This is a genomic window from Halorubrum sp. Atlit-26R (assembly GCF_003666015.1).
Lineage (GTDB): Archaea > Halobacteriota > Halobacteria > Halobacteriales > Haloferacaceae > Halorubrum.
The window spans coordinates 1-1461 of record NZ_QPLT01000056.1 but is presented as its reverse complement, the minus strand read 5'-3'; the positions used below and the strand labels follow the sequence as shown (position 1 = coordinate 1461).

The window sequence follows — 1461 nt, the reverse complement described above, 5'->3', positions numbered from 1 at the left end:
AATAATACAGCATGGCAATCTTAGCGATGAGGAACTCTTGACGCTGGAGCAGCTGACGGTCGCGATGGGGGTCAGCGACGAAAACACTGCCCCAGACGAGGTTGACGTGGTTGATCCAGAAGACATCGGTGGTCGCGACGACCTTGACCTCTCAAACACCACTGATCGCGAAAGCGAATAGTGCGGTGACCGGCTAGGTTGACGGCTCTAACTACTGTTTTGCCGAAGCGTTATACGCTAATAAATACATAGTTACAACTATGGAAGAAACAAACAGCAGTACAGATCATTACCCAGAACCCGGCACGCACGCAACAGAATGCGGGACCATCACCACTGTTGATGAAAACGCAATCCTGAAAATTAGCGAATGCGACGGGTGCGGCGAACAACACGTCAAAACCCGTGCCTACATCGACGTGTTGGTCCTGACGTTGGGTGTCATCGCGACAACCGCCATCTTCACAGAAGGACTGATTTCGTCTCCTGAGTGGACGGCAGAGACCGTTACCGCAGTGAACGCTGTGCTTGGGACCGGTGCCGGGATCGGCACAGCATGGCACTTCGCTCACATGCCCAAAACTCTCGAAATCAACGAGGATGAGAGCCAATGAGCATGCGCGTTCGAGACATGGTCAAGGGCGCGTTCCTCCTGAATGTCCTGTCCGTTGCAACTGGTGTTGTCGCATTCATCCTCTTCGCACTGGCCGGGTCAGTTGTTGACCTCCCGGCCAGCGCAGCGAACCCAATCGTTTGGGCAGTCCCTGCGGGACTAGTCGTGTTCGGCGCGTACTCCAAACTCGGTAACTAAGATGAGTGCTGGCAAAGTGATTGGCTACGGTGTGCTGGCTATTGGTGTAATAGCCGTACTATTCGCAGTCGCAGTGATTCTCGGCGGTACCGGCGGGTACCTGATCGTCAACATGTATAATTTCGCGTTTGGTACGGGTGTTGACCCGGCATTGGGTGCACTTGGCGGATCAATTGTCGCAGTCTCTGGCGGAGCAACAGGAATCGATTTCCATGAGTGACGATGAGCTATTCCGAGACTTCATCGATGTTGTCGGTACAGCTGCTCGGAGCGACGAGCACACCGTCAGTTACGAAATCGACCCCGAACTGAATCCTGGCGGTTCGTACGTTGCTATCGACGGTGTGCGCGTCAGCCCCATCGGGTTCCCCATCGAGATGTTCACGCTGAACACCGGATGGGAAGACCACGTGGGCGAAGACGGGCTAGAGAAGGCACGAGAGGTAACTCACGATGACTCGTAGCCTTGTCGAATACGGGATGGTCATCGTCGGCGCGGGCCTTCTCTCGTACTACCTGTACGTGGCTGTCACTACTGGACAGATTTGCTCCGCGTACGGCTGCGGAACAGTTGATGCGGTCATCTCGAACCCAACCGGGTTGGTTATTCTCGTTGTGGGCGGGGCGCTCACGGCGCTTTTTGCGGTGAG

The 1461-nt window shown here is 55.2% G+C and carries 6 protein-coding genes; all 6 read left to right on the top strand.

The genetic code is table 11. The annotated features are described in order from the left end of the window. Nucleotides 1–181 (top strand): hypothetical protein (locus tag DVK07_RS22810; protein WP_158603187.1); only part of this gene is annotated, 181 nt, incomplete at its 5' end. Nucleotides 182–260: 79 nt separating this feature from the next. Beyond that, complete coding sequence (locus DVK07_RS19175) at nucleotides 261–614, top strand: hypothetical protein (protein ID WP_121598481.1); 354 nt, start codon at nucleotides 261–263, stop codon at nucleotides 612–614. Then, entirely contained in the window at nucleotides 611–811 is a 201-nt protein-coding gene (locus DVK07_RS19170; RefSeq protein ID WP_147441229.1) for a hypothetical protein, read from the top strand. Before DVK07_RS19175 ends, DVK07_RS19170 begins: the two co-directional genes overlap by 4 nt. A gap of 1 nt (nucleotide 812) precedes the next feature. After that, nucleotides 813–1031 carry a hypothetical protein gene (locus tag DVK07_RS22415; RefSeq protein WP_147441228.1) on the top strand — a complete coding sequence of 73 codons (219 nt, stop codon included), beginning with the start codon at nucleotides 813–815 and terminating at the stop codon, nucleotides 1029–1031. Continuing rightward, nucleotides 1024–1275: a hypothetical protein gene (locus DVK07_RS19165; RefSeq protein WP_147441227.1), complete on the top strand. Its 252-nt coding sequence runs from the start codon at nucleotides 1024–1026 to the stop codon at nucleotides 1273–1275. Before DVK07_RS22415 ends, DVK07_RS19165 begins: the two co-directional genes overlap by 8 nt. Next, nucleotides 1265–1461, top strand: a 197-nt coding sequence (locus tag DVK07_RS23815) for a hypothetical protein (protein WP_233565523.1), incomplete at its 3' end; no start/stop codon positions are given. The genes DVK07_RS19165 and DVK07_RS23815, both read left to right, overlap by 11 nt.